The organism is [Actinomadura] parvosata subsp. kistnae (assembly GCF_900323885.1).
GTDB lineage: Bacteria > Actinomycetota > Actinomycetes > Streptosporangiales > Streptosporangiaceae > Nonomuraea > Nonomuraea composti.
This window is the reverse complement of record NZ_OOHJ01000021.1, coordinates 59,522-84,734: the sequence shown is the minus strand read 5'-3', so window position 1 is coordinate 84,734 and position 25,213 is coordinate 59,522. Positions and strand designations below refer to the sequence as shown.

Annotated in this window: 27 protein-coding genes; 8 read left to right on the top strand and 19 right to left on the bottom strand. The window is 72.5% G+C overall.

The features are described 5' to 3' along the window. Positions 1-256: 256 nt before the first annotated feature. From KIS93_RS42435 to KIS93_RS42425, 3 genes are read right to left on the bottom strand one after another with little or no spacing between them, the layout of a single operon-like run. Positions 257-1,009, bottom strand: coding sequence for a hypothetical protein (locus KIS93_RS42435; protein WP_080038321.1), 753 nt, complete (start codon positions 1,007-1,009; stop codon positions 257-259). Further along, a complete protein-coding gene (locus tag KIS93_RS69240) occupies positions 1,006-2,391 on the bottom strand; it encodes an ATP-binding cassette domain-containing protein (RefSeq protein WP_080038320.1) in 1,386 nt (461 codons plus the stop codon). Before KIS93_RS69240 ends, KIS93_RS42435 begins: the two co-directional genes overlap by 4 nt. Then, a complete protein-coding gene (locus KIS93_RS42425) occupies positions 2,388-3,854 on the bottom strand; it encodes an alpha/beta fold hydrolase (RefSeq protein WP_080038319.1) in 1,467 nt (488 codons plus the stop codon). Before KIS93_RS42425 ends, KIS93_RS69240 begins: the two co-directional genes overlap by 4 nt. 166 nt (positions 3,855-4,020) lie before the next feature. On the opposite strand from KIS93_RS42425, the gene KIS93_RS42420 reads away from it, so the two are divergent. Together KIS93_RS42420 and KIS93_RS42415 are read left to right on the top strand one after the other, a co-directional pair. Beyond that, on the top strand, positions 4,021-5,448 hold the full coding sequence (locus tag KIS93_RS42420; RefSeq protein WP_155126969.1) for a sensor histidine kinase: 1,428 nt from the start codon (positions 4,021-4,023) through the stop codon (positions 5,446-5,448). Next, complete coding sequence (locus KIS93_RS42415) at positions 5,445-6,083, top strand: response regulator (protein ID WP_080038317.1); 639 nt, start codon at positions 5,445-5,447, stop codon at positions 6,081-6,083. Before KIS93_RS42420 ends, KIS93_RS42415 begins: the two co-directional genes overlap by 4 nt. Positions 6,084-6,723: 640 nt before the next feature. Here KIS93_RS42415 and KIS93_RS42410 read toward each other — a convergent pair. From KIS93_RS42410 to KIS93_RS42390, 5 genes are all read right to left on the bottom strand, one after another. After that, positions 6,724-7,167, bottom strand: coding sequence for a group II truncated hemoglobin (locus tag KIS93_RS42410; protein ID WP_222107841.1), 444 nt, complete (start codon positions 7,165-7,167; stop codon positions 6,724-6,726). A 156-nt stretch (positions 7,168-7,323) separates the two neighbouring features. Beyond that, positions 7,324-7,863 (bottom strand): GNAT family N-acetyltransferase, encoded by a 540-nt coding sequence (locus tag KIS93_RS42405; RefSeq protein ID WP_080038315.1) that lies wholly within the window; start codon positions 7,861-7,863, stop codon positions 7,324-7,326. A gap of 724 nt (positions 7,864-8,587) precedes the next feature. Continuing rightward, positions 8,588-8,893, bottom strand: a complete 306-nt coding sequence (locus KIS93_RS42400; protein WP_246005443.1) for a GbsR/MarR family transcriptional regulator — start codon at positions 8,891-8,893, stop codon at positions 8,588-8,590. Continuing rightward, positions 8,893-9,705: an alpha/beta fold hydrolase gene (locus tag KIS93_RS42395; protein ID WP_080038312.1), complete on the bottom strand. Its 813-nt coding sequence runs from the start codon at positions 9,703-9,705 to the stop codon at positions 8,893-8,895. Before KIS93_RS42395 ends, KIS93_RS42400 begins: the two co-directional genes overlap by 1 nt. A gap of 26 nt (positions 9,706-9,731) precedes the next feature. Further along, positions 9,732-10,265, bottom strand: a complete 534-nt coding sequence (locus KIS93_RS42390; protein WP_168012812.1) for a DUF3307 domain-containing protein — start codon at positions 10,263-10,265, stop codon at positions 9,732-9,734. Positions 10,266-10,448: 183 nt separating this feature from the next. On the opposite strand from KIS93_RS42390, the gene KIS93_RS42385 reads away from it, so the two are divergent. Further along, on the top strand, positions 10,449-11,420 hold the full coding sequence (locus KIS93_RS42385; RefSeq protein WP_080038310.1) for an MBL fold metallo-hydrolase: 972 nt from the start codon (positions 10,449-10,451) through the stop codon (positions 11,418-11,420). Positions 11,421-11,430: 10 nt separating this feature from the next. Here KIS93_RS42385 and KIS93_RS42380 read toward each other — a convergent pair whose 3' ends face one another. The 4 genes from KIS93_RS42380 to KIS93_RS42365 form a co-directional block, all read right to left on the bottom strand. Further along, complete coding sequence (locus KIS93_RS42380) at positions 11,431-12,780, bottom strand: carotenoid oxygenase family protein (protein ID WP_080038309.1); 1,350 nt, start codon at positions 12,778-12,780, stop codon at positions 11,431-11,433. A 126-nt stretch (positions 12,781-12,906) separates the two neighbouring features. Beyond that, positions 12,907-13,674 (bottom strand): MerR family transcriptional regulator, encoded by a 768-nt coding sequence (locus tag KIS93_RS42375; protein ID WP_080038308.1) that lies wholly within the window; start codon positions 13,672-13,674, stop codon positions 12,907-12,909. Beyond that, positions 13,668-14,471 (bottom strand): alpha/beta fold hydrolase, encoded by an 804-nt coding sequence (locus KIS93_RS42370; RefSeq protein WP_080038307.1) that lies wholly within the window; start codon positions 14,469-14,471, stop codon positions 13,668-13,670. Before KIS93_RS42370 ends, KIS93_RS42375 begins: the two co-directional genes overlap by 7 nt. Then, entirely contained in the window at positions 14,468-15,172 is a 705-nt protein-coding gene (locus tag KIS93_RS42365) for a TetR/AcrR family transcriptional regulator (protein WP_080038306.1), read from the bottom strand. The genes KIS93_RS42370 and KIS93_RS42365 overlap by 4 nt, the downstream gene beginning before the upstream one ends. A gap of 75 nt (positions 15,173-15,247) precedes the next feature. Here KIS93_RS42365 and KIS93_RS42360 point away from each other — a divergent pair, with 75 nt between their 5' ends. Continuing rightward, positions 15,248-16,186 carry an MBL fold metallo-hydrolase gene (locus KIS93_RS42360; protein WP_155126966.1) on the top strand — a complete coding sequence of 313 codons (939 nt, stop codon included), beginning with the start codon at positions 15,248-15,250 and terminating at the stop codon, positions 16,184-16,186. 79 nt (positions 16,187-16,265) lie between these two features. Here KIS93_RS42360 and KIS93_RS42355 read toward each other — a convergent pair whose 3' ends face one another. Next, positions 16,266-17,243 carry a helix-turn-helix transcriptional regulator gene (locus KIS93_RS42355; protein ID WP_080038305.1) on the bottom strand — a complete coding sequence of 326 codons (978 nt, stop codon included), beginning with the start codon at positions 17,241-17,243 and terminating at the stop codon, positions 16,266-16,268. 110 nt (positions 17,244-17,353) lie between these two features. On the opposite strand from KIS93_RS42355, the gene KIS93_RS42350 reads away from it, so the two are divergent. Next, positions 17,354-17,749 (top strand): RidA family protein, encoded by a 396-nt coding sequence (locus tag KIS93_RS42350; protein WP_080038304.1) that lies wholly within the window; start codon positions 17,354-17,356, stop codon positions 17,747-17,749. A 6-nt stretch (positions 17,750-17,755) separates the two neighbouring features. Here the strand turns inward: KIS93_RS42350 and KIS93_RS42345 are convergent, their stop codons facing one another. From KIS93_RS42345 to KIS93_RS42335, 3 genes are read right to left on the bottom strand one after another with little or no spacing between them, the layout of a single operon-like run. After that, positions 17,756-18,568 carry an MBL fold metallo-hydrolase gene (locus KIS93_RS42345; RefSeq protein WP_230466126.1) on the bottom strand — a complete coding sequence of 271 codons (813 nt, stop codon included), beginning with the start codon at positions 18,566-18,568 and terminating at the stop codon, positions 17,756-17,758. 53 nt (positions 18,569-18,621) lie between these two features. Further along, a complete protein-coding gene (locus KIS93_RS42340; RefSeq protein ID WP_080038302.1) occupies positions 18,622-19,245 on the bottom strand; it encodes a response regulator in 624 nt (207 codons plus the stop codon). After that, complete coding sequence (locus tag KIS93_RS42335; protein ID WP_230466125.1) at positions 19,242-20,429, bottom strand: sensor histidine kinase; 1,188 nt, start codon at positions 20,427-20,429, stop codon at positions 19,242-19,244. The genes KIS93_RS42340 and KIS93_RS42335 overlap by 4 nt, the downstream gene beginning before the upstream one ends. Before the next feature lie 197 nt (positions 20,430-20,626). Between KIS93_RS42335 and KIS93_RS42330 the strand changes: the two genes are divergently transcribed. Together KIS93_RS42330 and KIS93_RS42325 are read left to right on the top strand one after the other, a co-directional pair. Continuing rightward, positions 20,627-21,169, top strand: coding sequence for a GlcG/HbpS family heme-binding protein (locus tag KIS93_RS42330; RefSeq protein WP_080038300.1), 543 nt, complete (start codon positions 20,627-20,629; stop codon positions 21,167-21,169). Positions 21,170-21,236: 67 nt separating this feature from the next. Then, positions 21,237-21,863: an ankyrin repeat domain-containing protein gene (locus KIS93_RS42325; protein WP_246005442.1), complete on the top strand. Its 627-nt coding sequence runs from the start codon at positions 21,237-21,239 to the stop codon at positions 21,861-21,863. A 30-nt stretch (positions 21,864-21,893) separates the two neighbouring features. Here the strand turns inward: KIS93_RS42325 and KIS93_RS42320 are convergent, their stop codons facing one another. Together KIS93_RS42320 and KIS93_RS42315 are read right to left on the bottom strand one after the other, a co-directional pair. Then, positions 21,894-22,385, bottom strand: coding sequence for a DinB family protein (locus KIS93_RS42320; RefSeq protein ID WP_186404749.1), 492 nt, complete (start codon positions 22,383-22,385; stop codon positions 21,894-21,896). A 19-nt stretch (positions 22,386-22,404) separates the two neighbouring features. Next, complete coding sequence (locus KIS93_RS42315) at positions 22,405-23,025, bottom strand: SAM-dependent methyltransferase (protein WP_080038299.1); 621 nt, start codon at positions 23,023-23,025, stop codon at positions 22,405-22,407. An 80-nt stretch (positions 23,026-23,105) separates the two neighbouring features. Here KIS93_RS42315 and KIS93_RS42310 point away from each other — a divergent pair, with 80 nt between their 5' ends. Next, positions 23,106-23,702, top strand: a complete 597-nt coding sequence (locus KIS93_RS42310; RefSeq protein ID WP_471633767.1) for a helix-turn-helix domain-containing protein — start codon at positions 23,106-23,108, stop codon at positions 23,700-23,702. Between the two features lie 12 nt (positions 23,703-23,714). On the opposite strand, the gene KIS93_RS42305 is transcribed toward KIS93_RS42310, so the two are convergent. Next, complete coding sequence (locus tag KIS93_RS42305; protein ID WP_080038298.1) at positions 23,715-25,211, bottom strand: hypothetical protein; 1,497 nt, start codon at positions 25,209-25,211, stop codon at positions 23,715-23,717. Positions 25,212-25,213: the final 2 nt, after the last annotated feature.

Sequence of the window (25,213 nt, the reverse complement as noted above, 5' to 3'; positions counted from 1 at the left end):
CACCGGCAGCCTGCACAAGTCACGCCACGAACCGTCCCGAGGCAACTGTTCTGCAGGGTTACCTGCGTAAGCGTGGCGACGGCGCCAGTGATCTCCCGGGTTGCTATGTGAACGCGGCGACAGCGCTGGGCGATCTCGCGGGTTACCTGGCGAGCTCGCGGGTTACCTGGCGATCTTCAGGGTTGCGTGCGCGAATATGGCGATGACGTCGGTGCAGAACGGCATGGGAGCCGCTGTGCAAGGCCCGCCGCTGCTGTCAGACGTCGCGGCGGTTGATCACTAAAGCTGCCGCGAAGAGGGAAAACACCACGTAACCGGCAAGGATGGCGGTGGCCGTGAAGGGGCCGAAGCCGCCGGCGTCGGGGACGCCCGCCAGTTGCCGGGTCAAGGCGGGTAGCGTCAGGGACGCTACCCAGTCGTTCCACGGGGCGGGGAGAAAACGCTCGATCACGGCGGGGAGCAGCGGCAGGGCGACCAACGCGACGAGTGCTCCCGGGGTCGAACGCAGGATCGTGGCCAGGGCCAGCCCGATCACCGCGGCCACGGCGGAGCCGGCGCCTGCCGCCAGCACTTCGGCCAGCGCCGCCGGTTCAGACAATGAGGCACCGATCGGGCGCCCGCTCACCACCGCCTGCGCGGTCAAGTAGGTGGCGAACGCCACTACCTGGCCCCCGACCGCGGCCACGGCGGCCACCACCGTGGCCTTGGCCAGGAGGGCCATCCATCGGCGCCGGACCGTGGTCAAGGTGAGCCTGATCATGCCGGTGCCGTACTCGCCGGAGATCGCGAGCACGCCCAGCATCCCGAACAGGACAGGAGGGATGTCGGCGCTGAACCGGAGCCCGGTGCCGACGATCTCGCCGCTCAGGCCCCTGGTGTCGAAGTAGCGCGAGATCGACAGGGCGGCGGCACCGGTGATCACCAGGGCCGAGAGTGTGCAGGCCAGCACGTAGTAGGTGGATCGGAGCGAACGAAGCTTGAGCCATTCGGATGCGATCACGTTGATCATCGGGTCAGCTCCATGAACGCCTCCTCCAGTGACACCTGCTGCGGTGTCAGCTCATGAATGGAACAGCCGCTTCTCAGGGCGGCATCTCCGATGGCGGCCGCAGACATGCCCGCCACCAGAAGCCCTCCTTCGCCTCCGGGCTCGTAGACCGCCTCGCCCGCCGCAAGCGTGCCCGGCGGCACTACGCGCACTCTGCCGTCCGTCCCATGCATGCCCTGCGGCGCGACACGGACGTTGCTGTCCGCCCCACGCGTGGCCTGCGGCGCGACGCGCACGTTGCTGTCCGTCCCATGCGTGCCCTGCGGTGCGACACGGACATTGCTGTCCGCCCCACGCGTGTCCTGCGGTGCTACGCGCACATTGCCGTCCGCCCCTGGCAGACCGGATGGTGTGGCCCCTACGGTGTGGTCTGCCTCCGGCATGCCGGGCGGTGCCACAGGCCGCCTGCCGTCCGCTTCCGGCCGGCCGGGCGGTGCGACGTGTGCAGCGTCTGCCGCAGGTAGGTCGGATGGCGCAACGTGTACGCCACCGTCTGCCGTGTGAGCGTCCAGCGGCGCTGCGGCCCGCCACGTGCCGGCCGTCCCCGGCAGGGCGGGTGGTGCCGCGCGTACGGCGGTGCCGGCCGTAGGAGTGCCCGGTGGCGGGGCGGCGCGTACCGTGGCGCCCGCTGCCTCGAGCACTGTCGCCAGGCGGGACGCGTGGGGTGAGCGGACCAGGACCTCGTCCTGGAAGCGGGCCAGGAGCTCCGGTGTCGTCGTGTCTTCGATCAGGCGGCCGTGGCCGATGATGATGAGCCGGTCGGCGGTGAGGGACATCTCGGTCATCAGGTGGCTCGACAGCAGGACGGTGCGGCCTTCGGCGGCCAGGGAGCGCAGCAGGGTTCTGAGCCAGCGGATGCCGTCGGGGTCGAGGCCGTTGGCCGGCTCGTCGAGGATGAGCACGCCGGGGTCGCCGAGCAGGGCCGCCGCGATGCCGAGGCGCTGGCGCATCCCCTGGGAGAACCCGGCGATGCGTTTGCGTGCCACGCCGGCCAGGCCGACCTCCTCCAGCAGCCGTACGACCCTGCGGCGGCTGATGCCGCCGGCGTAGGCGAGGGCCTGGAGGTGGTCGAGCGCGGTGCGCCCGCCCTGCACTTCGGTGGCGTCGAGCATGGCGCCGACCTCGCGCATGGGGTCGCGGAGGTCGTGTTTGCGGACGCCGTTGATCAACGCCTTGCCGGAGGTGGGTGCGTGCAGGCCGAGGATCATGCGCATGGTGGTGGACTTGCCGGCTCCGTTGTGCCCGAGGAAGCCCGTGACCTGCCCGGGCCGGACGTCGAACGTGAGCCCTGAGACCGCACGCGTGGAGCCGTACACCTTTGTCAGGTCCGTGACCTCGATCATTTTCCTACCTTCTGGATCCGTTCGGCCGGGCAGCGCGTGCCAGGGGCGGGCAGCGCGCCCGTGCTGAGATAGGTGAAGACATGTCGCCGCAGGCAGGTGTTGCCTGCCCAGGACGCGTGGCCGTCGCCGTGTCGCAGGACCTGCGCGGACGGGATCTGCTCGGCCACGTGCGCCTGCCCGAGGTGGTTGGTGTTGTTGTCGAGCTCGCCGATCGCGAAGAGGATCGGCGGGGTGTCCTTCACGCGCAGCGGGTGCGGCGCCCAGGACGCGCCGCCGCTGCGGCCCCAGCACCGCCCGAGCTCGAAGCGTCCCTCGATCCAGCCGAACCTCGGGGCGATCTCACGGAGCCTGGCCTCGATGCCCTGGAACTCCTCATACGTGGGCAGCTTGGGCATGAAGTCGTTGCACAGGGCGTCTTGGCTTATGGACGTGCCGCCCTCGTCGGGGCGCAGCTCTTCGAGGAAGTCGCCGGCGTCGCCGTCGAGGGCCTTGCGGAGGGCGGTGGCGAGCTGGGGCCACCGTGCCGGGTTCATGCCTTTGATTCCGCCGGCGTACAGCTGCCCCTCGGACACCGTTCGTCCGGACGATGCCGGCAGCGGCGCGCGGCGCGCTCTGGCGACGAGCTCGTCCCAGACCCTGCCGGCGTCCCTGCCGTGCAGGGCGCAGTCGGTGCGGCGGGCGCACCAGTCGCGGAACAGGGTCAGATGCCGCTCCTGCGTCACCGCGTAGTTGCGCAGCCAAGCCTCGAAGTCCGGCTGGGTGTGGTCGGCGGTGCCGTCGAAGTACATGCGGCCGACCCGCTGCGGGAACAGCTCCAGGTACGCCTGGCCGTAGACGGTGCCGTAGGAATTGCCCGCGTAGATGATCTTGTCCTGGCCGAGCGCGGCGCGCAGGGCGTCGATGTCGTGGGCCACGTTCCAGGCCGTCATCCCGCCCCAGGTCGATTTCGCCATGATGCGGCAGCTCGCCTGGTGGGCGGCGTTCTTGGCGGCGTGGGCGTCCCAGTCTTGCTTCGTCCTGGCCAGGAGCAGGCTGTATATGGAGGACTCGGGCTCCGCGCAGCTCACTCTCTTGCCGCTCGCGGGCTCCGACATGCCGCGCGGATCGATGGCGATGACGTCGAAGCTCCGCTGCAACTCGTCGAGCAGCCTCGGCAGCTCCGCCGGAGCGTCGGGATCGCCCTTGCGCCTGAGCATCGTCGTGCTGGTGCCGGGCCCTCCGAAGTTGACGATCAGCGGTTTCGCGCTCTTGCCCGTCGCGGGCAGCTTGGCCACGTGAACCGACGTGCTGGGGCCGCCGGGATCGGCCCAGTCGACGGGGACGACCAGGTCGGCGCAGCGCAGGCCGTCACCACAGTCTTTCCACACGAGGTCGTGGGCCTGCGCCGAGGCCAGCGCGACACTGCCGAGCGGCACGGCGAGACAGGCCGCCAGGCACAGGGTGATGAGTCCGCGTCGATTCATGGCGGTAACGATGCTGCACGGCGGCGGGTCCGCACATCGGAGCCAGATCCGATCTTTGGGATCAGACCAGGGTCAGACGAAACGGGCGTACGGCCGCGGAGTACGACCCTGGTCTGACAGCCCGTGCTCCGATTCGCTCCCGCCCGCCCCTCGATAACGTGGCGATGTGCATCTGCTCGCCCAGCGGCCTCCACCCTGGTTGCTCATCCTGGTCGACACCGTCGTCGCGGTGCTGCTCGCGCTGGCGTCCACGGCGAGTCCGCCGGAGCTGGCCGCCGACGCCGGCTCCATGGCGCTGTGCTGGCTGCTCGCGGCGCCAGTGGCGGTGCGGCGCGCATGGCCCGAGCCCGCCTACTACAGTGCGCTCCTGATCGGCATCGCCGTGCTCTTCGTGCAGGTCAACCGGCTGTTGCCGGCGATCGTGGTAGCCCTGGCCATCTACCCGGTGGCGACCGGCCGTCCGGTGCGGCGATCGGCGATCGCCCTGGTGACGGGCCTGCTCGTCACCGGCGGAGCCGCGCTGCTCTCGGCGCTGAGCGCGCCCCAGCGGGCCAACGGCTGGCCCGACCCCGTCCTCATCGTCGGGATGGTCTGGCTGGTCATCGCGGCGAGCTGGAGTCTCGGTACGGCGGCGCGCACCCGCCGCGAGTTCGCCGCACGCGAGGCCAGGCAGGAGGCCAGGCGGCAGGCCGAGCAGGCGGCGGCCGACGAGCGCCTGCGCATCGTGCGCGAGCTGCACGACGTCGTCGCCCACTCGATGAGCATGATCACCGTCAAGGCGGGAGTGGCGGCCAAGGTCCTGGACAAGCACCCGGCCGAAGGGCGCAAGGCGTTGCTGGCCATCGAGGAGCTCGGGCGCGGCTCCCTCATGGAGATGCGCCAGCTCCTCGGCGTCCTGCGCGCCGCCGACGGCGCACCGGAGCGCGCGCCGCTCCCCGGCCTCGCCGACCTGCCCGCTCTGGTGGAACGGGCGGCGGAGGCCGGCGTGCGGGTCGACCTCTCGGTGAGCGGCACGTTACCCGACAGCATGGGCGCATCCGTCTACCGCATCGTCCAGGAGGCGATCACCAACGTCGTCAGGCACGCCGCGCCCGCCCATTGCCGCGCGGACGTGTCGGTCGTCGGCAGGACGGTGCGCATCTCGGTGATCGACGACGGGCCAGGCCAACGCCTCCTGCCGGACGATTCCGACGAGTCAGGGCAACGCTTCCTGCTGGGCCGTCCCGGCGAGTCGGTGCAACGCGTCCTGTCCGACCGTCCCGGCGAGTCGGTGCAACGCGTCCTGTCCGACCGTCCCGGCGAGTCGGTGCAACGCGTCCTGTCCGACCGCCCCGGCGAGTCAGGGCAGCGCCTCCTGTCGAGCTCTCCCAACGGGTCAGGGCAACGCATCCTTCCGGACCGTTTCGACGGGTCAGGGCGACGCCTTCCGCCGGATCGTTCCGACGGGTCAGGGCAGCGCGTTCTGCCGGGTCGTTCCGGTGGGCACGGTCTTGTCGGCATGCGCGAACGCGTCATGATGTACGGCGGCACCTTCGAGGCCGGGCCTCGGCCCGAAGGCGGGTTCGGCGTCCACGCATCATGGGAGATTTCTTGATTCGAGTGCTCATCGCCGACGACCAAGCGCTGCTGCGCGGCAGCTTCCGCCTGCTGATCGACTCCGAGGACGACCTGACCGTGGTCGGCGAAGCGGCCGACGGGCAGGAAGCGGTGGCGCTCGCCCGCGCCGAGTCACCCAACGTAGTGCTCATGGACGTCAGAATGCCGCGCCTCGACGGCATCGGCGCGACCCAGCAGCTAGCAGGCGACACCCGGATCCTCATCCTGACCACGTTCGACCTCGACGAATACGTCTACGCGGCGCTGCGGGCCGGGGCCAGCGGGTTCCTGCTCAAGGACGCGCCACCCGACGACCTCCTGAAAGCGATCCGGGTGGTCGCGTCCGGCGAGACACTGCTCGCGCCCAGCGTCACCACGCGGTTGATCGCGGAGTTCGTACGGCGGCCGGCGCAGCAGGTCTTCCACGGGCTCGACACGTTGACGGATCGGGAACGCGAGGTGCTCACGCTCATCGCTCACGGGCTGTCCAACGCCGAGCTCAGCGACCAGCTGCAGGTCAGCCCCGGCACCGTGAAAACCCACATCAGCCGCTTGCTGACCAAGCTGCAGGCCCGAGATCGTGCCCAGCTCGTCATCGCCGCCTACGAGGCCCGCCTGGTCACGCCACGTTAGGCCGGCAAGCACCTGGCGGCCCGCCTTGTCCTCGCCTCTTCTCATGGGTGCTGATCGTCGGGTGGCGGGCGGTCGGCGCGGGTAGTGGACGCCGGGGGTGGTCAGCGCGAGCGGTGAACATGGCGGGCGATCGGCGCGAGCGGCGGACGCAGCGGATGTCCAGCGCAAGTGGCGGGCGGTCGGCGCGGGTGTGGCGGACGCGGTGAGCGGTCGGCTGGACGGTGCCTGGTGTGGTGATCTGGGTGCACGTGAAAAGCGGCTGTCTGAGCGATGTCGGTACGCGTCGGCCCGGCCTGGCGGTGTCAGTCGCGTGCGTCGGCTTGGCCTGGCTGAGCGGTGCCGGTCGCGTGCGTCGGGCGGGCTTGCCTGGGGTTTCCCGTTAGGGAGCCGCCGTCGTGGGTGGGCATGGGGCTCGGCTCGTCGATCGGGGATTTGGTCGGGGTCGTTGCGTCCTCTGCGGGTGCCTGGGTGAAGGAGCTCAGTGGAAGGCGGCGGGCGGCTTCATGTCCGCGATCGTCATCCTTCAGGAGGGTGATCAACGGCTGCCCTCCTGACGTGGAGGTGGAACGGTGGGTCGGCCCTTCGGTGGTGGTGTCGGTGGGGTGGATTGGGGTCGATGGCCTGGTCGGGGGTGCGAGGGTCAGGGGGTTGGGTTGTCTCCGGCCCAGGTCCAGCGGGGGACTTCGCGTAGAGGGTGGAGGTCCGCGTCCGTGGTGGCGTGGGAGTTTTGCATGGCTACCTGTGAGCCGAACTCGACGTGCTCGCGCACCGCGTCCAGGAACTCCTGGTCGCGAGGGAGCCCGGCCTCCTCGAAGGCCTCCATGTACAGCTCGACGAAGCGTTGCCGTTGCTCTTCGGTGATGTGCAGGTGCCGGTGGGCGCTGATGAGGTAGGCGAAGCCTGGGCCGCGGGTGAAGGCGTCGGGGCCGCCGAAGGATTCCGAGGTGAACGATGTCAGGTTCGGCACATGGGAAGGTTTGCGCTCAGGGAAGAGCTGCTTGAGCAGGGGGTCGGTGAGCAGCTTGGTGTAGAAGATTTCTTCCAGGCGGTGCAGGGCTTCGGTGCCGCCGGCGTGGTCGTACAAGCTCGTCATCGTGACCTGCGCATAGGTAGTCGTTGCGGAGCTGTTCGAGATCGCTTCCGGAGCTTATCCCGTTGGGGTGGGGTTCGCCGAGAGGTGGGTTTCGGCCGTTTCGCGGCCGCGGTGTCTCGGTCGTGGGTCGTGGGTGCGGCTGGTGGCTCAGTGGTGCAGGTTCTTGGCGTAGATCCAGCCCAGGCCGTCCTCGCCGGGGAGGTCGAGGTGGGCGGCCCTTACCAGGCCGGCGCGTATCGCCACGCGTTGGGAGGCGGTGTTGGCCGGGCGGACGCGGGCGATCACGGGCAACTCGGGGGCGCGTTGCGTCACCCAGTCGACCACTGCGGTCGCGGCCTCGGTGGCCAGTCCTTGGCCCCAGGACGAGGTCTCGAAGCGGTAGAAGAGGTTGAGCACGCTCATGCCGTTGAGGTCCATGGTCTTGGTTCCGCAGAAGCCCAGCGGTCGGTCCGAACCTTGGCGGCGCACCGTCCAGTAGCCGTAGCCGAAGCGCTGCCAGTGATCGTCCCAGCGATGGAAGAGCTCCGTCGCTTCCTCGCGCTTGGACAGGGCGTCGGAAGGGTTGTGCAGGCAGGTGGCGGGGTCGCTGTGGATGGCGTGGATCGCGTCTATGTCGTCCGGTGACGGGCGTCGTAGCGACAGTCGGCCGGTCAGGAGGTCGTGAGCATGACGGCTTTCATCAAGCATGTGGTGATCATAGGAGCACAGCTCTTCGGCCCTTTCGGCGGCGGCAGCAGCGGCGGTGGCAGTGGCGGCGGCAGCGGCGGCGGATCCTGGCGGCTCGCTGAGAAGGAGGGGCAGGGGGCAAGGGGGGCGGGGGCTTGCTCGCGGCGATGGCGAAGGCGTGGGTGGTCTGCGTCGTGGGTGGTCTGCGTCGTGGGTGGTCTGCACGGTGGGTGGTCTGCACGGTGGGTGGTCTGCGTCGTGGGTGGTCTGCACGGTGGGTGGTCTGCACGGTGGGTGGTCTGCACGGTGGGTGGTCTGCACGGTGGGTGGTCTGCGTCGTGGGTGGTCTGCACGGTGGGTGGTCTGCACGGTGGGTGGTCTGCACGGTGGGTGGTCTGCACGGTGGGTGGTCTGCACGGTGGGTGGTCTGCACGGTGGGTGGTCTGCGTCGTGGTTGGTCTGCACGGTGGGTGGTCTGGGTGGTCGGACGGCTGTGGCTGCCTGTCGGAGCCGAGTACGAGTGGGATCAGGTGGGCGCTGGCGGACCTTGCGGCCCGCCCCAGCGTCGGTGGCCGGTGGCCAGTGGCCAGTCAGTCGTCCTCGCGACGTTCCTGCTGCCGCCGGTACGCGCTGAGCAGCTCGCTCCCCACGTCCACATACCCGGAGAACAACCCGATCACATCCTGGAGCCGCCGACGTGCGGGACCAGGGCTGACCAGGTCCTCCCCTTCGCGGAGGGCCGCGATCAGGGTTCGGGCGCGGGCGTGGCTGGCCTCCAGGAGGGATGCGATCCCGCCGGCGGCCTCCACCAGCAGACGGCGGCTGCCGGGCTGGGGATGGTTCTGGCCAGTCCCCAGGAGTCCAGCTGGCGGACGGCGGTGCTGACCGAGGCCTTGCTGAGCGCGAGTTCGGCGGCGATCGCGTCCAGGGACTGGGGTGTCTCGCTCACCAGGAGCAGGCCGTAGACGCGGCCGGTGGCGTGCGGCAGGTTCCAGGAGGCGAGGAGGTCACCGACCGAGACGATGAACGTGTTGCGCTTGCCGGCGTCCATCACCGCTCCTCGCGGGCGGTCAGGGTGTGCAGGAACGTGTCGATCGCCGTGTTGACGGCTTGCGGGTTGTCCTGGGTGCAGAGGTGGCCCGCGTCGGGGATGACGACCTCTTCGACGCCCTCGGCCCGGGCCCATCGGGGCATGGCCGCGGCGATGTTGCCGGTGCGGTCGTGGTCGCCGCGGATCAGGCACAGGGGTACGGGCGTCCGGTGGCCGGGGTCAGGGGCGACCAGCTCCACGGTGGCCTTCCACACCTGGACGAAGTCCCGTTTGGGCAGCTGTGAGAAGGCGCGCCGCGCGTCGGCCCGGGCGGCGGGGGTGAGTGCGGAGGCGTCGGCCATCAGCTCCGGCAGGCGCCCGGCCGGGAGGGCCAGCAGGGCCGGCGCGGCCAGCTTGAGCAGCAGGCGTTCGCTCCAGGACAGCGGCCCGGTGTTCCAGGTCGAGCCGATGACGATCAGGGCTCGGGCCAGGTGGGGGTTTCGCCGGACGAGGGCCTGGCCGAGGTTGCCGCCCAGGGAGTGGCCTGCCAGCACGGGGCGGTCGAGCGCCAGGTGTGCGATGAGTGCGGACAGGTCGGCGAGTGCCCGTTCGGCGGTGAACGGGGTGCCGGCGGGGCGGGACAGGCCGTGGCCGCGCTGGTCCCAGACGATGACGCGGAATCCTCGGGCGCGCAGGTGTCCGGCCTGGGCGTCGAACATCGCGTGATCGACCCCGGCGCCGTGCGTGAAGACCACCGGTGTCCCCGCGCCGCCGCTGTCGGCATAGCGCAAATCGCATCCATCCAACGGCAGCTTGTTCACTAGATTCAGCATTTTCTGAATATAGCAGAGCCGGTCAGTCACACCTGTGCCGTGGCCGAGCGGCGTTCGATCAGCAGGGCGGCGCCCACCAGGGCCAGCGCGCCGATCGCGACGGCGGCCACGCCCCCGAAATCATCGACCACCACGGCCAGCACCGCCGCGACCAGCATCGCGCCGACGTGCAGGGACTGGTCGATCAGGTACGGCCCCTCCGCCCAGTCGTGGCACTTCTTGAGCTCGATCAGCCGGCGCACGATCCACCGCCGGTCGATCACCGCGTGCGTGCCGGCCGACACGAGCAGCGCGGTCACCATGCCGGCGAGCTGCATCGGCACCGCCACGCACACCAGTGCCAGCGCCGCCGCCTGCGTGCCGATGTATCCGGCGACATGCCGCAGGCAGGCCCGCCAGCCGGTCCACGGCGAGACACCCCTGGCCAGTTGCTCCGCGTCGGGGACGCCTTTCGCGACCGCAGTGCTGTTGCTCTGCACCACGTGATCGCCGATCTGGTGCCCTGCGTACAGGGCGGCGAACGTGACGGCGGTGATCGCGGCCGCGCTGGCACTGGTCACGGTGGCTCCTTCTCCACGGGGTTTGCTGCAGTCAAACACACCGCGCAACGGGCGGCCGTCATGACCTGATCGGCCGGGAAAATCGGTGTGTTCCCCGGAGATGGGGGCGCTACGATCGCGGACGCTCGATCTTGACGGCGGCGGGAAGCGCCGTCCACGACCGCTCGGGAAGGGTGCCTTCGGATGACGCACGCGCAGGAACCCTGGCCCGACCACCCGGAACTGCTGGAGCGCGGGCATCCCTTCCGGCAGTGGAAGACGTGGCGGATCCCCGGCACGGACCTGACCCTCACCGGCTACTCCCGCGCCAACGACAAGACCTTCTTCCACATCCCCGAGCTGCGCTGCTGCCTCGACGCGGGGCTGTGCGAGGGGCGGCAGGTGGACACGGTCTTCCTCACGCACACCCATCACGACCACGCCAAGGATCTCGACTTCCTGGCCTCGAAGGCGTCCGGCGTGGACATCTACCTGCCGGCCGCGTCGGTGCCGTACGCGGAGGCGTACCTGCGTGCCTCGGCCGAGCTGAACCACGGGGCGGACTTCGACGCGACGCTGGCGGGCGGCCACCGCCTGCACGGCGTGAAGCAGGACGACGAGATCGTCTTCGGCCGGCGCGGGCACCACGTGCGGGTGGTGGAGTGCGAGCACAAGGTGCCCTGCATGGGCTACGCGTTCTCGGAGCGGCGCAAGGCGCTGCGGCCGGAGTTCGAGGAGATGTGGCGGTCGATGACGGCGGAGGGGCGGGATGCGGAGTTCGGCCGGTTCGTCGCGCTCCAGCGCAAGAAGGGGGTCGAGGTCGACGCCGAGGTGAGCAGGCCGCTGTTCGCCTATCTCGGGGACACGCACGTGAGCGTGTTCGAGCGGAGCCCGTGGCTGTTCGACTATCCGGTCGTCATCACCGAGTGCACCTTCCTCGACGACGCCGAGCTGGAGCGCGCGAACCGGGTCGGGCACACCGTGTGGAGCCGCCTCAAGCCCGTGGTCGAGGCGCACCCGCGGACGTTGTTCGTCCTGGTGCACTTCAGCCTGCGCTACTCCGACCAGGAGGTCCTCGACTTCTTCCGCGGAGCGGGCGCCCGCCCCGGCAATGTCGTGGTGTGGGCGCACCCGGCGAGCCGCCTGCCCGAGCAGCACCAGCGCAGCCACCCCTGAAGCGCGGGGCTCAGGACGGGATCCAGTTGCCGTGGAAGCCCGCCGGGATGCGCACCGGGACGTGCACCTCGGCCAGCGGGGGCGCGGCCAGGTCAGCGGCGTCCAGGATGGCGAGGTGGCTCGTGCCGGTGCGGCGGTCGTGCACGAACGTCATCAGGTAGCCGTCGTTCTCGCCGGCGCTCCCCGACTTCGGGACGAAGACGGCCTCGCCGCAGGTGCGGCCCGGAGGGAGGCGGTGCACCGCCCGTCCGCCGCCGACGAGGTCGTACGCGTAGATCTCCGACCGGTCGGGCTCGGCGTCCAGGGAGAAGCTGGTCGTGTAGCCGTAGCGGTGGGGCAGCCCGAGCGCGGGGCCGGCCACGCGGGGGTACTCGCTGGGCGCGTCGTCGAGCGGTTCCTCGGCGACCGCTCCCGACCGCAGGTCGAGCGTCCAGCGGTAGGCGACCGGGAGCCCGCCCTCCAGGTCGCCGGCGCCGTCGCGCCACAGCGTGGGGACGCGGGTGCCGGTGACGGTGATCGTGTCGCCTCCCGGGCCCTCGAAGGCGTTCATGGTGTGCCACACGTAGCAGGGCGCGACGTCGAACCAGCGTACGGGCGCGTCGGCCCCGGCCGTGCGCGCGAGCACGCCGAACCGGGCGCGGTGCGCGTCGTCCCAGCGCCACGGCGGCCCGCCCGCCGCGGCCTGGGCGCGGTCGAAGACGACCGGCAGATCCATGAAGATCACGTGGTGCCGGGTGACGGCGAAGTCGTGCATCATGGTCGCGCGCGGCACGTCCACGACCCGCGTCTGCACGATCTCGCCGGCCGCTGAGGCGCGGTAGTAGGTCAGGTACGGCGGGCGCAGCTGGTAGCCGAAGAACAGCAGCTCGCCCGTGATCGGGCAGGTCTTCGGGTGCGCGGTCATCGGGGTGCGCAGGGCTCCGTCGAAGGTGTGCGGCCCGATCGTGGCGAGGTCCGGCGTCACCTCGTACGGGAATCCGCCCTCCTCCAGCGCGAACAGCCGGCCCGCGTGCGCGATGAGGTGGGTGTTGGCCGTGGTGACGCGGTAGTCGATGCGGCCGCTGTCCTGGTCGAAGGCGAGGGCGAAGCGGGAGGTGCCGGGGTGCTCGTACAGCGGGGTGCGGACGTACCGGTTGCGGTACCAGCGGGCCCGGCCGCCGTCGAGCGCGATGGTGTGGATCATCCCGTCGCCCGCGAAGGAGTGCGGCGACCAGCCGGTACGCGGGTTGGGCCCGTTGCGGAAGAACTGGCCGCGGAGCTCGGCCGGGATCTCGCCCACGACCCCGGACGGCTCCAGGGTCACCTCGTCGGGGACCGGGGCGTTGTTGCCCGCCAGATGCAGCGGCACGGTTTCGGACATGGTGGAGCTCCCGTCGGCTCGTGGTGGGGACGCCGACCACCGTGCCGGAAAAATCCGTCGACCGGCAGTCTTGTTCTTCTCGCCCGCCTCAGCCGGGCGGAAGAGGCCCAGCTCAGAGCCTCACGACTATCGGATGCGTTCGAGCCTGGTCCAGCCCGTCCAGCCGCGCTGCCGCAGCAGCTCGATCAGCCGGCGGGCGGGCGGCACGGTGTCGAACGCCAGCGTGTCCATGAGCTGGGCGAGCGTGGCGTCGATGCCGGTGTCCTCGACGTAGTCGTCGCCGCGTTCCGCGGCCATCCGCGTGAGGTAGGCGGCCAGCCGGTCGGCCAGCTCGACCAGGCGGGGGTCATCGTCGGCCCGGTCGAGTGCCTGGCTGAGGGTGCGGTAGAAGCCGACGAGCGTGGGGTCGCCGAGCTGCTCCCGCTTGCGGGCCGTCCACTCCGGGACCCGTTCGGGCGCGTGCAGGGCCAGCGGGATCCAGCCGTCGCGCTCGGCCCGGACGATGCGCTCGTCGACGCCGAGCGCCCGCAGCCGCTCCAGGTGCTCGACGACCTCCGCGGGCAGGGCGAGGCGGTCGCCGGAGGCGAGCCGGGCGATGCGCTTGCGGTGCCGCTGCCGCTCGCGGATCTCCGCCTCCAGCCGCCGGTCGATGTCCGCGACGGCCGCGGCGAACTCCTCCTCGCCGGCCCGCAGCAGCTCCCCCACCCGCGCCAGGGGGACTCCGGCCTCGGCGAGGGTCCTGATCCTGATCAGCTCGACCACGGCGGTGGCGTCGTACCTGCGGTAGCCGGAGTGGTCCCGCTCGGGCTCCGGCAGCAGCCCCTTGGCGTGGTAGTGCCGCACCGTGCGCACGGTCACCCCGGTGTACGCCGCCAGCTCGCCGATCGTCAGCATCGGTCCAGTCTCCACGACGCGCTCAGGTGCCGGATGATGCGGGCGATGTCGTCGGCGTGGGTGACGATCAGCCGGTGGTCGGCGTCGAGCCAGGTGGTGGTGACGCGCGGGTGCTCGCGGACGAGCCGTTCGACGCCGGCCCGCCAGTTGCGGTTGAACCGTTCCTCGTCGCCGGCCATCGCGGTGGACATGATCATGGCGATGGGCCGGTCGATCGCGGCGTACCGGTCGAGGATCTTCGCCCGGACGGCGTCGATCTCGAGGTTGAGGTCGAGGATCTCCTGGCCGGTGAGCAGCACCTGGCGCGCGGCCCGCTGCCGGGTGGCCGCCTCCTCCCACAGGGCGCGGAACGCGGGCAGGACGTCCTCGGTGAGGAACGGCTCGGGCACCGGGTTCGCCCCGTCGATGAGCACGAGCCCGGCGACGGCGCCGGGGTGCTCGCCGGCGTAGTGCACGGCCAGGTCGGCGCCCAGCGAGTAGCCCACGAGCAGGGGCGGCTCGGGCAGCCCGCGCCGCTCCAGCTCCGTCAGCACTGCGGTGAGGTCGCTCAGGAACGCCTGGAACGAGTACCGGCCGGCGGCCGAGGCCAGGCCGTGGCCGCGCAGATCGAAGGTCACCACGTCGTGGTCGCGCCGCAGCAGCTCGACGGGCTCGCGCAGGTCCGCCTGGGTCGAGCTGAGCCCGGGGCACAGGACCAGCGGCCGGCCCCGGCCGCCGCGTGAGACGGGGATCGTGACGCCGTCGTGCTGGATCGTGAAGGTCTGGACGGTGCTGCCGCCCGTGGTTCCGGTGGTCATGCCCCCATGCTGGGAGGTTGACGCTGCGTCAGGGTCAAGTCCACGCGGGCGAGCCGTTCGGTGTGGGCCGAGCGGCCCGCCGGCCGGCCCGCCGCGTGCGAGGCCTCCTGGGCCAGGCCGTTGAGCGTGGTACGGACGACGCGCTCGGTCTGAAGGGTCACCGCGTGCGGGTCGTCGAAGCGGACCAGGCCGTCGGCCAGCAGCACGGCCAGCCCGTGCAGGGCCGCCCACACGACGAACTCGGCCCCTTCGCGGGCGGGCTCCGGCAGGGCGCCGGCCGCCGTGAGCCGGTCGAGCTCGGCGGTGAGGACGTCGTGCGGGTGGGGGGTGATGGCGGAGTCGGGGCCGGTGGCGCCGCCGCGCAGGACGAGCCGGGCGACGGCCGGGTCGTCGAGCGCCCAGGTCACGTAGCTGCGGCCGAGCGCGATCAGCCGCCGCTGCGGGTCGTCCTCCTGGCCGGGCGCGTGCTCGCAGTCGTGCCGCAGGCGCTCGCCGAGCCAGGCGAGCACGCGCTCGGACAGGGCGCGGACCAGCATGTCGCGGGAGGCGAAGTGGTGGTAGGCGGCGCTGGGGCTGACGCCGACCCGCGCCGAGGCCTCGCGCAGGGACCAGCCGTCGGTGCCGCGCTCGCGCACCAGGGTCTCGGCGGCGTCGAGCAGCGCGCCGCGCAGGTCGCCGTGGTGGTATCGCTCTCTCGCCATCGCCCGATCTTAACACCGCTCAGATGTCTGCTAGGCTCGCTCACATCTCAACACTGTTCAGATTGGAGCCGGACCATGTGCCCCGCCGATGTGCCGCCGAACCCGTCCCCCGACTTGAGCGACCTGCCCGACGTGCGGACGAGCCCGCCGCCGGTCGTGCGCGGCGAGCCCGTCGAGCTGTCCGACGGCGTGTACGTCATCCCTGACGGCCGGGTCGAGCTCGTCCCGAACGTCGGCATCGTCGTCGGCGAGCACTCCGCGCTGGTCATCGACACCGGCATGGGGCCACGCAACGGCGCGTACGTGCTGGAGCAGGCCCGGCGCCTGGCCGGAGACCGGCACCTGTACCTGACCGTCACGCACTTCCACCCCGAGCACGGGTTCGGGGCGCAGGCGTTCAAGGGCGTGGCGACGATCGTCTACAACGCCGCCCAGCGCGCCGAGCTGCACCGCAAGGGCGCCTCCTACGTGGAGATGTTCCGGGGGCTGAGCGCCGCCGCGGCGGCCGAGCTGGAAGGTGTCGAGCTCGTCGATCCCGACCTGGTCTACGAGGGCGCGGCCGAGCTCGACCTCGGCGGGCGCACGGCGGCGCTGCGGGCGGTCGGGCCCGCGCACACCGGCTCCGACCAGGTCATCGTCATCGACGACCGGGTGCTGTTCGGCGGCGACCTGATCGAGACGCGCATCTTCCCGATCGCGCCGTACTTCCCGCCGTACGACGTGGACGTCAACGGCCCCGGCTGGATCGGCGTCCTCGACGACCTGATCGCGCGCGGCCCCGAGATCGTCGTGCCGGGCCACGGCGAGGTGGCCGACGTGTCCCTGATCCGCGACGTCCGCGACTACCTCGACCACGTGTACGGGGAGGTCACGCGGCTACGCGCGGCCGGCGTCTCCGCCGACGAGGCGGCGGCGCGGATCGACGAGGAGGCCCGCGCCCGCTGGGCCACCTGGGAACGCCCCGAGTGGATCGGCTTCGCCGCCCGCGCCTTCTACGCCGGCGCGCAGCACTGACCGCGCGAACGGCTCCCCCAGGCGGGACGTTCGGGGGCGGACGGCTCCCAGGAGAACGTCCTCCTGTAGCGGACGGCTCTCAGGAGGGCGTCCCGTAGCGGGTGGCGAGCGCGGTGGCGCGGTCGTGCAGGGCGGTGCGCAGCCACGGCGGGTCCAGGGCCTCGGCGGCGAGGCCGAGCTGCCACAGCGCCCACACCGCGTGCCGCCCGTCCTGGAAGCTGGCCTCCATCCGCAGCCACCCGTCCGTGTCACGTTTCTCGGCGTGGACGGCCAGCGCGGTGCCCGCCAGCTCCTCCCGCCGTGCCGGGTCCAGCCGCAGCAGGACGGTGACCTGGTCGCCGCCGCTGCGGAAGCGGGTGCTGCGTTCCTGCCAGGCCCGGTCCAGGTCGACGCGGTCGGGGCGCTGGGCGGGCTCGGGAAGCTCCTCGGCGGCCAGGATCCGCGACAGCCGGTACGTGCGGTCCGCCCCCGACCGCGTGGCCAGCAGGTAGCCGCGGTCGCGCACGGTGACCAGGCCGATCGGGTCCACCGTGCGCCACTCGGGGCTCGCGTCGGCCGCCGCCGCGTAGTGGATGCGCAGCTTGTGCCCGGCGAACACCGCCCGCAGGACCTCGGCCGCGATGGCGTCGGGCACCTCCTCGGCGGCCAGCCGGCGCGAGAGCAGGTCGGTCTCGGGGTCGATGAGCAGCCGCTCGGCCGCGCCCGCGGCGGTGGCGCGGTAGCTCTCGGGCAGCGCGTCCACCACCTTGAGCATCGCCGAGGCGAGCGCCGAGCCGAGGCCGAACGCCTGCGCGCCGCGCCGCGACCCGGCGACGAGCAGGGCGAGGGCTTCGTCGGGGTTGAGCCCGGTCAGCTCGGTACGGAAACCGGGCAGCAACACGAACCCGCCGTGCCGCCCGCGTTCGGCGTAGACCGGGACGCCGGCCGCCGACAGCGCCTCGATGTCGCGCAGCACGGTGCGGGTGGACACCTCCAGCTCTCTGGCCAGCGCTGTCGCGGACAGCCGGCCGTGCTGCCGCAGCAGCAGGACCAGCGAGACCAGCCGGTCGGCACGCATGCGAAAACCCTATCGAAATACACGACACAGGATGTCGTGATTCGTTGGCAGGCTCTTCGTCGTACGAACCCGTACAGATTGCTGACGATTCGATAGGAGCTGATGTGGCGATGGAGCGAACGGCGATCAACCCGTGGCCGTGGTCGGTGCAGCTGGGCTACAACCAGGGCGAGCTGGTCTCGGGGCACACCCGCACCCTGTACTGCTCGGGGCAGACCGCGATGAGCGCCGACGGCAAGCCGGAGCACGCCGGTGACCTGGCGGCGCAGCTCGCGTCGAGCCTCGACAACCTGGAGGCCGTGCTCGGCGAGGCCGGCATGTCGCTGGCGAACCTGGTCCGGCTCAACGTCTACACCACCGACGTCGACCGTCTCTTCGAGCACTACGGGGTGCTGGCGTCACGGCTGGGCGCGGCGGGGGTGGCGCCGTCCACCACGATGCTCGGGGTGACGCGGCTGGCGATCCCCGATTTGATGGTCGAGCTTGAGGGGACGGCGGTCGCCTGAGGGCGTTCAGCCGCGTAGCGCCGACCAGGAGCCGTGCCCGGTCAGGCGCAGCAGCGCGGACAGGCCGGCCTCGTCGAACGCCGTCTCCAGCTCCGCCCGCCCTTCGGAGAAGTGCGTCCACCCGTCGTAGTGGGCGGGGATGACGACGGCGACGCCCAGCACGGCGGCGGCGGCCGCGACCCGGCGGGCGTCCATGGATACGGGGCGCTCGCGGAACTTGCCCTGGACGCGGGCCGCCCCGGCGTTGAGCACGGCCGCGTCGATGTCCGGGACGCGCCGGGCGATCTCGGCCACGGCCCGCATCGAGGCGTTGTCGCCGCTGACGTAGACGGTGGGCAGGCCCGTACCGGACAGGACGAAGCCGGTGACCTCGCAGTTGATGTGGCCGTGCGGGTCGCGCTCGCCGTCCTCGGGCCCGTGGACGGCGGGCACGGCCTGGACGGTCAGGTCGCCGCCGCCGTCCCGGCGCGGCAGCGTGCGGGTGCTCCAGGGGGCCAGCCCGGCCGCCCGGGGGCCGAGCCGCGCGGCGGCGCTGGGGACGGTGAGGGTCAGCGGGGCGGCCACGGCGAAGGCGCGGCCCCGGTCGTCGAGGTTGTCCGGGTGGGCGTCGTGGCTGACCAGCACCGCGTCGACCGGCCCCAGCCGGCTCTCCGGCACGGCGGGGCCGGTCGTCTTGGTCAGGTAGCCGTGGGGGCCGGGGTCGTCGAAGGTGGGATCGACGACGATCCGCAGGCCCCCGAGATCGATGACGGCCGTGGGGCCGCCCAGCACCGTCACGGCACACTCCTGCCGGGGCAGGTCCTCCTCGTCCGCACGCACGCCTCCCATGCTGCCCGCCCGCCGGGCGCGCGGCGGTCTGCGACACACGGGGGTCAGGGCAGCCTGATCAGGCGCCGCTCCACGGCGGCGGTGACGGCGGCGGTACGGGTGTCCACGCCGAGCTTGCCGTAGATGTGCACCAGGTGGGTCTTGACCGTCGCCTCCGTGATGAACAGCCGCCTGGCGATCTCACGGTTGGCGGCGCCGCTGGCCAGCAGCTCCAGGATCTCCACCTCCCGCACGCTCAGCGCCAGGCCGGGGTCGCGCAGCCGCCGCATCATCCGCGCCGCCACCTTGGCCGACAGGACGCTCTCTCCCCTGGCGGCGGCCCTGATGCCCTGGAACAGCTCCTCCGGCGGGCACACCTTGAGCAGGTATCCGGTGGCGCCGGCGGCCACGGCGCGCAGGACGTCCGCGTCGGTCTCGTACGTCGTCAGGACGAGGACCTGCGGCGGCGCGGGCAGCGCCCGGATCCGGCGGGTGGCCTCGACGCCGTCGATGCCGTCGCCGAGCTGCAGGTCCATGAGGACGACGTCGGGCCGGTGCGCGGCGATCCCGCGCAGGGCCTCGTCGGCGCCGGCCGCCTCGCCGACGATCTCGATGTCGTCCTCGCCGCCGAGCAGCGCCACCAGGCCCGCCCGTACGACCGGATGGTCGTCCACCAGGAACAGCCTCATCGCGCGCCCACCTCCTGCTCGCGCACCGGCGGCGTGGCCTGGCCGGCGACGGGGACGCGGGCGGCGAGCGCCGTGCCCTCACCTGGGGTGCTCTCGACGACCAGGACGCCGCGCACCCCGGCCAGCCGATCGCGCATCGCGCGCAGCCCGTACCCGCGGCCGGGGGCCGGGGCGGGCTCGGTGAAGCCGGCGCCGTCGTCGAAGACGTCCAGGGTGACCTCGCCGTCCAGGTAGGACAGGGTGATCGTGGCGTTCGCGGCGCCCGCGTGGTCGCGGACGTTGGCCAGCGCGCCCTGGGCCACGCGCAGCAGCGCCGTCTGCACGCCTGGCTCCAGCGGGTACTGCTCGCCCTCCACCCGCAGACGCACCCGCGGAGCGTCGTCGCCGCCGTTCGCGCAGAGCCGGGCCAGGGCTTCGGGCAGCGTGGTGCCGTCCAGGCCGGGCGGCCGCAGGTCGCGGACGAACCGGCGGGCCTCGCCGAGGTTCTCCGCGGCGGCCTCGGCGGCCCGCCGTACGTGGGCGCGGGCGAGCGCGGGGTCGGCGGCCCACACCCGGTCGGCGGCCTGCAGCAGGATCCCCATGCTGGTCAGCCCCTGGGCGAGGGTGTCGTGGATCTCCCTGGCCAGCCGCTCGCGCTCCTCCAGCACGCCGGTGCGGTGCCGCGATTCGGCGAGGGTCTCCCGGGTGCTGATCAGGTCGTCGATGAGCAGCTGGCGGGCGGCGCTCTCGCGCTGGAGCTCCCAGAACGTCACCGCCGTCATGGCGGCGATCCCGATGGGCGCGAGGATCAGGCTCGGATCGACCTCCTGCGCGATCTTGGTCTGGGCCGCGATCACGACCAGCGTGAGCACGGCCGCCGCCACCGCGAACGCGCGCGCGTTCAGCAGCCGCAGGCACAGGAACAGCAGCGGCACCGCGCACCAGCTGAACGACGGCGCGACGACGACCAGCCCCAGCCAGACCGCCGCCACGCAGCCCAGCCAGACCACCCGCCGGCGCCCGAGCCGGCTCCAGGACACCACGCCCACCAGGTACGCCAGCGCGAGGACCGCGCAGACGGCCAGCGCGGCCACGGTCTGCGCGACCATGCCGTGCCGGGACACCAGCCTCAGCGCCGAGGCGGCCAGCAGCAGGTAGAAGCCTGCATGCATGGCCCAGTTGAGCCAGACGCGCTCCCTCATCATCCTCCCCGTCCGTGCTGCCCCGACCTTATGCGTTGCCGGGGACCCGGCCGGAACGTGCCGGCGGCACATCAACCGATCGGTTGATCGGCGGCTCGACCGGTTGACGCCGCGGGATCGTTCATGCTTCCGATGGCTGCCCGCGCCGTCGCTGAGAGGCTTTGACCTGCTCGAACACCTCGTGACGAACGGAAGAGACGATGACCGGATCCCTGCGCGCCCGCCGCGGCGCCGCCGCCCCGCTCGCGGGCCTCGCCCTCGTGGCCGCCGCCTTCGCCCCCACCGCCGCCCAGGCGGCCACGCCGTCAGTACGGGACGGCCAGGCGGTCGTCCGGACGGAGGTACTGTCGTCCGGCGCCGCCCTGGAGATCGCCGAGGCGGCGATGCGAGAGGCCGCCCGGCAGAAGCAGAAGGTGACCGTCGTGATCGTCGACCGCTCCGGCGCGACCCGGCTGGTCGTCAAGGGTGACGGCGCCGGGCCGCAGACCGAGGAGTCGGCCCGGCGCAAGGCGTTCACGGCGGTCTCCTTCGGCCGGGCGACCAGCGAGCTCGCCAAGGGCCTCGACGGCGGCGGCCCGAGCATCGCCGACATCCCCGGTACGCTCTTCCTCAGCGGCGGGGTCCCCGTCGTCTCCGACGGCGCGCCGGTGGCGGGCATCGGCGTCGGCGGGGCGCCGAGCGGCGACGTCGACGAGGCCATCGCCCGCGCCGGCCTCAAGGCGGTGGCGGGCCGGCTGCGGTGAGCGGCCGCGCGTGCCTGATCGGGCGCAGATCCGTCCTGGCCTCTCTGCTCGGCTCGGTCCTCACGGCGTGCGGCGCCCCCAAGGCGGAAGAAGGAGATGGTGTGGTCAACGAGGAACTGCTGGCGGCGGCGGCGCGAGGGGACGCCGGCGCCGTCCGCGACGCGCTCCGGCGCGGGCCGACGTCGAGGCCCGCGACGACCGGCGGCGCACGGCGCTGCTGCTCGCCGCCGCGGCCGACCACGTCGAGGTGGCCGAGGTGCTGGTCGAGGCCGGCGCCGACCCCGACGCGCAGGACGCCGACCGGGCCACCCCGTGGCTCGTCACCGGTGTGACCGGCAGCGTCGCCATGCTGCGCGCGCTGCTGCCGGCCGGTCCTGACCTGACCGTGCGCAACCGGTACGGAGGGGTGTCCCTCATCCCGGCCTGCGAGCGGGGGCACGTGGACTACGTCCGCGAGGTGCTGAAGACCGGGATCGACGTGAATCACGTCAACGACCTGGGCTGGACCGGGCTGCTGGAGGCGGTCATCCTCGGCGACGGCGGCCCGCCGTACCAGGAGATCGTGCGCCTGCTGGTCGCGGCCGGCGCCGACGTGAACCTCGCCGACCGCGACGGCGTCACGCCGCTCGCCCACGCGATCGCCAAGGGCCAGACGGAGGTGGCCGCCCTGCTCCGCGCGGCCGGCGCCCGCTGACCATGGGTGGACGCCCGCCGAACCATCGAGTCAGCGGCCGGTGGTGCCGTCGATCAGCTCGCGCAGGATGTCGGCGTGGCCCGCGTGCCGGCCGGTCTCCTCGATCAGGTGGGTGAGCGCCCACCGGACGCTGGGCGCCGGGCGGCCCGGCCGCGGCCTGGGAACGGGCGCGCCCAGGTCGGCGCAGCCGTCGAGCACGGCGTTCGCGCGCTCGACGGTCTCCCGGTAGCGGGCGACGACGTCGGCCACGCTGTCCTGCGGCGCGGCCGTGAACGTGGCCGGCCAGTCGGTGACGTCCTCCCCGAGGAACGTGGCGCGTTCGACGCAGGTCAGGTGGTTGAGCAGGCCGAGCAGGTTCGTCCCGGACGGCACGGCGGCCGTGCGGGCCTCGGGGTCGGGGGCGCCGTCGACCTTCGCGGCGATCGAGGCTCTGAGGTAGTCGAGGAATCCGCGCAGGACCTCGGCCTCGCCGCCCCCGGTGCGGGGCGGCGGCGTGTCACGGCGGCGGTGGGTAGTGGGCATGGCGTTCTCTCCGGCGGGTTCAGGGGTTGCGGCGGATGAGCAGGACGTGGTCGGTGACCTCGGCGGTGCGCCCGCCCGGCCCGGTCGCGATCCGGCGGGGCGCGTCGGCGCGCTCGATCGTCCACGCCGCCGGGTCCAGCGCGATGCCCGCCGCGACCTCCCGCGGGCTCGGGTACCGGGCGTCGGGGTCCTGGTTCCACGACCACGGCGCGGTCGAGCCGTGGTCGACGACCAGCAGCCGCCCGCCGGGACGCAGCGCGTGCGCGGCCGCGCGCAGCACGCCCGCCCGGTCGAGGTCGAAGGGCGTGTGCAGGTAGTGGGCGCAGATCAGGTCGAACGTGCCGTCCGGGAACGAGTCGCGCAGGTCGTGCCGGACGGCGGTGATACGGTCGCCGAGGCCGTGCGCGCCGGCGAGTGCCGTGAGCCGTTCGACCGCGACGGCGGAGATGTCGGCGGCGGTGACCCGCCAGCCCTGCCCGGCCAGCCACAGCGCGTCGCCGCCGTCGCCGCAGCCGAGGTCGAGCGCGTCGCCGGGCGGCAGGGGCGTGGCCACTTCGGTCAGGCGGGTGTTCGGACGGGGGCGGGTGGCGGCCGGTCGTGCCGCGTACACGCCGTCCCAGAACGTGACCGCTTCGGTCATGGGGGCTCCTTTTCGAGAGGTGTCCGCCCAGTCTCGTCGGGAGCGTGCGTTCTGGCACGAAATCTTGCGGTTCTGGCAAGATGGCGGGCGTGGACCAAGACCTGGACGAGGTGCTGGACGGGGTGGGGCCGAGGCTGCGGGCGTTGCGCCGGCATCGCGGCCTGACCCTCGCCGACCTCGCGACCACGACCGGCGTCTCCGAGAGCACGTTGTCGCGGCTGGAGAGCGGGCAGCGGCGGGCGACGCTGGAGCTGCTGCTGCCGCTGGCGCGCACGTACAACGTGCCGCTGGACGATCTGGTGGGCGCCCCGCGCACCGGCGATCCGCGGATCCACCTCACGCCGATCCACCGGTTCGGGATGACGTTCGTGCCGCTATCGCGCCGGCCGGGCGGGGTGCAGGCGTTCAAGATGATCATCCCCGCGCGGCCGGAACCGCTCGTGCCGACGCCGCAGACCCATGACGGCTTCGAGTGGCTGTACGTGCTCAACGGCCGCCTGCGGCTCCTCCTCGGCGAGCGGGACCTGACGTTGCCGCCGGGCGAGGCGGCCGAGTTCGACACGTCATTGCCGCACTGGCTGGGCAGCGCCGACGGCGGGGTGGTCGAGCTGCTGATCCTGTTCGACCCGCAGGGCATGCGCACCCACGTCCACGCCGACCCGCACCGGCCCGCCTGACCCGGCGGGGCTTCAGCGCCGGGCCGGAGGGACGGGTGGTCGTTCGCGGGCGAGCAGCGCGCCCAGGGCCGCGGCCAGCAGGGGAAGGCCCGCGACGACGGCCACGACCGCCGCCCAGGGCGTCTCGAAGGGCACCCTTGGCGGGTCGTCCCAACTGCTGGACGCCGTCAGGGGCCACAGCAGCAACATCCCGGCGAGGCATCCGGCGACCGCGCCGAGCACCGTCCCGAGCAACGCGCTCAGCCCCGCCCGGCCCGCGCAGAACCACCGGAACGCGGCGCCCGATCCGCTGCCGGTCCGCCTCAGGACCCGGGCCTGGCGCGCGTTCGCGGCCTGGCCGAAGCCGGGCGCGAGCGCGCTTCCGAGGGCGAGCAGCAGCGCCGCCGCGGCGATCGGCAGCCATCTGGTCGAAGCCTGGAAGCCCCGCTCGACGTAGGTCCGCGCGAGGTCGTCGTCCAGCCGGCGGTCGAGGCGCTCCCGCTCCTGCTCCGTGACCCGGTGGAGGGTGGGGTCGACGATCAGCTCGGCCGGCTGGAGCGGGTAGCCGAGGTCCCGGACGATCTTCGAGGGGACGAAGATCGTCGCCATGTGGGGGGTGGCGGGCCTGGCGACGGCCGCCGGGATCGTCTTGGTCCTCGTGCTCTCGTCGTCGGCGCTGATCTCGTACGACAGCTCGACCGCATCGGCCCGCACGTCGCCGGAGACGATCACCACGGCCGTGCCCTCGTCGTAGGGCGTGGACTGGTCACCGGTGAGGTAGCGCAGCAGCTTCTCGTCCCCGATGGCCTGGGGCCAGTAGACCATCTCGTCCGGCAGCTCGGCGGCCTCCGCCGTCGCGTGCAGGTACCGGTCCGGTTCGGGGACCTCCTCGACCTCGACGATCGGCACTCCGGGTAACTCGCGCTCGATCGCCGCCCGCACGGCGCCCGCCTCTTCCGGCGAGAACCCCTCCCTGAACGGGGAGCCCGACTCGACCAGTAACGCGCCCGGCCGGGCCTGCGGCTGGTAGGCGGCCCTGGCCTGGGTCGTCTCGCCGGTCGCGATGACCGTCACGGCGATGCCGGCGGCGCTCGCCAGCATCGCCAGCGTGATCGCCGCCACCGCCGGGATACGGCGGTGGGCCAGGTCCCGGGCCGCCAGGCGGAACGGCGGCGGCAGCCGTTCCGCGGCGCGATCGGCGAGCTCCAGCAGCCACGAGGGCAGCGGGCCGAGGCCGCCCATGAGCAGCCCCGCGCCGAGGAGGCTCAGCAGCAGGAAGCCGAGGCTCTCCAGGGCGCCGTAGCGGGTGTCCGCACGGGCCAGCCATGCCCCGAGCCCCATGATCAGGGCGCCGCAGAACGACGTGAACAACCCCACGACGACCACGCCCCGGCGCACGAGGTCGTGCCGGCCGGCCGGGGCGGAGAGCACCGCGGCGGGGACGGCCGTGGCCGCGGTCGCCAGGGGCAGCCCCGCGAACAGGGCGGCGAACAAGATCCCGAAGCCGAGGGACGCAAGATCGAAGGGCATGG

Bases quoted from the DNA above. Each gene is read 5' to 3' on its own strand.
- KIS93_RS42435 (WP_080038321.1), bottom strand. From the start codon at position 1,009: ATGATCAACGTGATCGCATCCGAATGGCTCAAGCTTCGTTCGCTCCGA.
- KIS93_RS69240 (WP_080038320.1), bottom strand. From the start codon at position 2,391: ATGATCGAGGTCACGGACCTGACAAAGGTGTACGGCTCCACGCGTGCG.
- KIS93_RS42425 (WP_080038319.1), bottom strand. From the start codon at position 3,854: ATGAATCGACGCGGACTCATCACCCTGTGCCTGGCGGCCTGTCTCGCC.
- KIS93_RS42405 (WP_080038315.1), bottom strand. From the start codon at position 7,863: ATGCTTGATGAAAGCCGTCATGCTCACGACCTCCTGACCGGCCGACTG.
- KIS93_RS42400 (WP_246005443.1), bottom strand. From the start codon at position 8,893: ATGGACGCCGGCAAGCGCAACACGTTCATCGTCTCGGTCGGTGACCTC.
- KIS93_RS42395 (WP_080038312.1), bottom strand. From the start codon at position 9,705: ATGCTGAATCTAGTGAACAAGCTGCCGTTGGATGGATGCGATTTGCGC.
- KIS93_RS42385 (WP_080038310.1), top strand. From the start codon at position 10,449: ATGACGCACGCGCAGGAACCCTGGCCCGACCACCCGGAACTGCTGGAG.
- KIS93_RS42380 (WP_080038309.1), bottom strand. From the start codon at position 12,780: ATGTCCGAAACCGTGCCGCTGCATCTGGCGGGCAACAACGCCCCGGTC.
- KIS93_RS42375 (WP_080038308.1), bottom strand. From the start codon at position 13,674: ATGCTGACGATCGGCGAGCTGGCGGCGTACACCGGGGTGACCGTGCGC.
- KIS93_RS42370 (WP_080038307.1), bottom strand. From the start codon at position 14,471: ATGACCACCGGAACCACGGGCGGCAGCACCGTCCAGACCTTCACGATC.
- KIS93_RS42365 (WP_080038306.1), bottom strand. From the start codon at position 15,172: ATGGCGAGAGAGCGATACCACCACGGCGACCTGCGCGGCGCGCTGCTC.
- KIS93_RS42360 (WP_155126966.1), top strand. From the start codon at position 15,248: ATGTGCCCCGCCGATGTGCCGCCGAACCCGTCCCCCGACTTGAGCGAC.
- KIS93_RS42355 (WP_080038305.1), bottom strand. From the start codon at position 17,243: ATGCGTGCCGACCGGCTGGTCTCGCTGGTCCTGCTGCTGCGGCAGCAC.
- KIS93_RS42350 (WP_080038304.1), top strand. From the start codon at position 17,354: ATGGAGCGAACGGCGATCAACCCGTGGCCGTGGTCGGTGCAGCTGGGC.
- KIS93_RS42340 (WP_080038302.1), bottom strand. From the start codon at position 19,245: ATGAGGCTGTTCCTGGTGGACGACCATCCGGTCGTACGGGCGGGCCTG.
- KIS93_RS42335 (WP_230466125.1), bottom strand. From the start codon at position 20,429: ATGATGAGGGAGCGCGTCTGGCTCAACTGGGCCATGCATGCAGGCTTC.
- KIS93_RS42330 (WP_080038300.1), top strand. From the start codon at position 20,627: ATGACCGGATCCCTGCGCGCCCGCCGCGGCGCCGCCGCCCCGCTCGCG.
- KIS93_RS42320 (WP_186404749.1), bottom strand. From the start codon at position 22,385: ATGCCCACTACCCACCGCCGCCGTGACACGCCGCCGCCCCGCACCGGG.
- KIS93_RS42315 (WP_080038299.1), bottom strand. From the start codon at position 23,025: ATGACCGAAGCGGTCACGTTCTGGGACGGCGTGTACGCGGCACGACCG.
- KIS93_RS42310 (WP_471633767.1), top strand. From the start codon at position 23,106: ATGGCGGGCGTGGACCAAGACCTGGACGAGGTGCTGGACGGGGTGGGG.
- KIS93_RS42305 (WP_080038298.1), bottom strand. From the start codon at position 25,211: ATGCCCTTCGATCTTGCGTCCCTCGGCTTCGGGATCTTGTTCGCCGCC.